The sequence below is a fragment of the Sphingomonas sp. 3-13AW genome (assembly GCF_049311085.1).
Lineage (GTDB): Bacteria > Pseudomonadota > Alphaproteobacteria > Sphingomonadales > Sphingomonadaceae > Sphingomonas.
The window spans coordinates 1-3,471 of sequence record NZ_JASNVZ010000048.1 but is presented as its reverse complement, the minus strand read 5'-3'; the positions used below and the strand labels follow the sequence as shown (position 1 = coordinate 3,471).

The 3,471-nt window shown below is 70.0% G+C and carries 4 protein-coding genes; all 4 read left to right on the top strand.

Annotated features, from left to right (window positions below; genetic code table 11):
• Positions 1 to 467: FixH family protein (locus QP045_RS21415; protein WP_422517031.1), on the top strand; the 467-nt coding region annotated here is incomplete at its 5' end.
• A complete protein-coding gene (locus tag QP045_RS21410; protein WP_422517030.1) occupies positions 464 to 2,611 on the top strand; it encodes a heavy metal translocating P-type ATPase in 2,148 nt (715 codons plus the stop codon). The genes QP045_RS21415 and QP045_RS21410, both read left to right, overlap by 4 nt.
• On the top strand, positions 2,608 to 2,796 hold the full coding sequence (gene ccoS / locus QP045_RS21405) for a cbb3-type cytochrome oxidase assembly protein CcoS (protein WP_422517029.1): 189 nt from the start codon (positions 2,608 to 2,610) through the stop codon (positions 2,794 to 2,796). The genes QP045_RS21410 and ccoS overlap by 4 nt, the downstream gene beginning before the upstream one ends.
• Before the next feature lie 193 nt (positions 2,797 to 2,989).
• A partial coding sequence (locus QP045_RS21400; protein WP_422517028.1) for an outer membrane beta-barrel protein occupies positions 2,990 to 3,471 on the top strand: 482 nt, incomplete at its 3' end.

The following is a 3,471-nucleotide window of genomic DNA, read 5'->3' as shown; positions in this document are numbered from 1 at the left end:
CCCGCGCCCCCTCCCGCCGCTTCACCGGGTGGCACATGCTGGCGATCATGCTCGCCATGTTCGGCACGATCATCGCCGTGAACCTGGTGATGGCGCGCTCCGCGATCAGCACCTTCGGCGGCACCGTCGTCGACAACAGCTATGTCGCGAGCCAGAAGTTCAACCGCTGGCTCGCCGACGCGCGCGCGCAGGAGGCGCTGGGCTGGAAGCTCTCGATCGACCTCGACCCTGCCCGCACCGTCCGTATCGCCACGGACTCGCCGATGGGCCCGCTCTACGCCGCCACGATCGATGCGGTGGCGATCCACCCGCTGGGCCGCGCGCCCGAACAAAAGCTCCGCTTCGTCAACATCGGCGGCGGCGTGTTCACCTCCGATCGCCCGCTTCCCAAGGGCCGCTGGCTGCTGCGGATGGAAGTGCGTGAGGGCAGGAACACCGCCCGCTTCGGCGACGAGGTTCCCGCATGAACGCCCCCGCCCCCGCGGCCCTCGCGGCCGAAGGCTGCGCCACCACCCAGTTCAGCGTGCCCACGCTGCACTGCGCCGGGTGCATCGCCAAGCTGGAGGGCGGCCTTGCGGCCACGCCGGGGGTGGTCGACGCCCGCGTCAACTTCACGACCAAGCGGGTCCGAGTAACCCATCTGCCGGAGCTCGAAACCGCCGCAGTGCGCGCCGCCATCGCCCGCATCGGCTTCCCCGCCGAACCGTTCCTGGGCGAAGCGGACGGCGCCGCTGCCCGAGAGAGCCGCGAGCTGGTAAAGGCACTCGCGGTCGCCGGCTTCGCCGCGATGAACGTCATGCTGTTGTCGGTGTCGGTGTGGTCGGGTGCCGAAGGGGCGACCCGCCAGCTCTTCCACTGGCTGTCGGCAATGATCGCGCTGCCCGCAGTCGCCTATTCCGGCCGGCCCTTTTTTCGCAGCGCCTGGGCGGCGTTGCGCCATGGCGGCACCAACATGGACGTGCCGATCTCGATCGGCGTGCTCCTCGCCTGCGGGCTCAGCCTGTATGAGACCGCGACCTGGGGCCACCACGCCTATTTCGACGGCGCGGTCATGCTGCTGTTCTTCCTGCTGGCGGGCCGCTTCCTCGATAGCGTGATGCGCGCGCGGGCACAGGACAGCGCTGGCGCCCTCCTGCGCCAAACGGCGCCAGGCGCCCAGGTTCTCGACAAGCAGGGCGCACCCCACTGGCGCACCGCCGAAGAGCTCGCCCCCAACATGCGCATGCTGGTGGCAGCCGGCGACCGGCTCGCGGCCGACGGCATCGTGGAGACCGGAACCAGCAGCGTCGACCGGTCGCTCATCACCGGAGAGAGCCTGCCCGAGGCGGTGTCCCCCGGCAGCCGCGTGCTCGCCGGCACGATCAACATGGACGGGCCGCTGGTCGTAAAGGTCACGGCCGCGGGCGAGAAGACGGCGATCGCCGACATCGCCCGGCTGATGGAGGCGGCGGGCGGCGCCAAGTCGCGCTATGTCCGCATCGCCGATCGCGCCTCGCGGCTCTATGCCCCCGCCGTCCACAGCCTCGCCGCGCTGAGCTTCCTCGGCTGGATGCTGGCAGGCGCCGGCATCCATCAGTCCGTTTTGATCGCGGTGGCGGTGCTGATCATCACCTGTCCCTGCGCGCTGGGGCTGGCGGTGCCGGTCGCGCAGGTCGTCGCCGCAGGCGCGCTGATGCGAGCGGGCGTGCTGATCAAGGACGGCTCGGCCCTCGAACGGCTGGCGGAGGCGGACGTCGCCCTCTTCGACAAGACGGGCACCCTCACCCTTGGGCGGCCGACACCGCTGGGGACGCTGCCGCTCACTGCCGAGGAAAAGCCCGTCGCGCTGGCCCTCGCCCGCGCGAGCCGGCATCCGCTGTCGCGTGCGCTCGCACTCACGCTGGAGGCAGAAGGCATCCAGGCAGCGGCCCTCACCGACATGCTGGAGCAGCCGGGCCTGGGGATCGAGGGCCAGGCCGATGGCGTCCGCGCCCGCCTGGGCCGCGGCGACTGGGTCGGCGCCGAGCAGCCGGCGGACGGCGCGGCGCTCAGCACCGGCTTCGTCCTCGGCACCGGCCCCGCCCGGCTGCTGCGCTTCGAGGATGCCCTGCGCCCCGATGCCGAAGCCGCCGTCGCACGGCTGCAGCGGGAGGGCCTTGCCCCCTCCATCCTCTCGGGCGACCGCGCACAGGCGGTCGATGCGATCGGCCGGCAGCTGGCGATGGAGGCGACCGCCGAACTCTCCCCCGCCGACAAGTTCGCCGCGATCGAGCGGCTCGCCGCCTCCGGCCGCCGGGTGCTGATGGTCGGCGACGGCCTCAACGACGGCCCCGCGCTGAAGGCCGCCCATGTATCGATCGCGCCCTCGTCTGCCAGCGACGTCGGCCAGACCGCGGCGGACCTGCTGTTCCTGGGCGACCGATTGATGCCGGTGCCCATCGCGGTCGCGGCCGCCCGCCGGACCATGAAGGTGGTGCGGCAGAACTTCACCCTGGCGATCGGCTACAATGTGTTCGCCGTGCCGCTGGCCATCGCTGGCTATGTGACGCCGTTGATTGCGGCGCTCGCCATGTCCGGATCCTCGCTGATCGTCGTGGCCAATGCGCTGCGCCTGCGGAGTGCTGCCCGATGAACGGCCTGGTCGTGCTGATCCCCATCGCCCTCCTGCTGGGGCTGGCGGGCCTTGGCGCGTTCTTCTGGTCGGTGAAGTCCGGCCAGTTCGAGGACATGGACGGCGCCGCCATGCGCGTCCTGATCGACGACGACACCCCGGCGGAGCCCCGGCCGAGTCCGGCGGAGCGCGACGACAAGGCCTGATCCATACTTCCCTTAAGCGCCGCTTGCGGGTTGCTGGTTTGGTGGCTTCCCTGTCTTAAACTGGGGCATTCGGGCAACACCTTGGCCCTGTTTGCAATGGCGTACGTATAGGTACGCATGTCCCGCCGAATCCCCCCAAACTATCTCGCGGACCCAGGTGACAACCACCACGAAAGCAAGATTGGGACGCGATATGAAGTATTTAGTCGCAAGCGCACTTGCGCTCGTCATCGCTGCACCTGCGGCGGCACAGACCGAAAGGGCCGTCAATTCAGGCGTACGCGTCGAAGGGCGCGTCGGATGGGACCGGGCTACTTTCAAGGAGAAGATCGACGCCCCCACCGTCGTCGTCACCGACAAGGTCAGCAAGAGCGGCGTCGCCTGGGGCCTAGAGGCCGGATACGACTATGTCACGAGCGGGCCGCTGCTGATCGGCGGCTATGCCGGGATCGAGGGCTCGACCGTCGAAGACTGCTTCGGTCCCAACGGCCGTCGCGTCTGCACGGAGCTTGGGCGAAACATCACGGTCGGCGCGCGCGCCGGCTACGTCCTGCGTCGCGGTGTCATCTATCTGAAGGGTGGCTATTCCAACGGCCGAGTGACCAGGACCCCCGGTTTTGCCGGCGACCCCACGCTTCCGCCGCCGCCGCCCCCGGGTGCAGGCGACCCCACGCT

Excerpts from the sequence above, each read along its gene's own strand:
- QP045_RS21410 (WP_422517030.1), top strand. The coding sequence starts at position 464 with ATGAACGCCCCCGCCCCCGCGGCCCTCGCGGCCGAAGGCTGCGCCACC.
- ccoS (WP_422517029.1), top strand. The coding sequence starts at position 2,608 with ATGAACGGCCTGGTCGTGCTGATCCCCATCGCCCTCCTGCTGGGGCTG.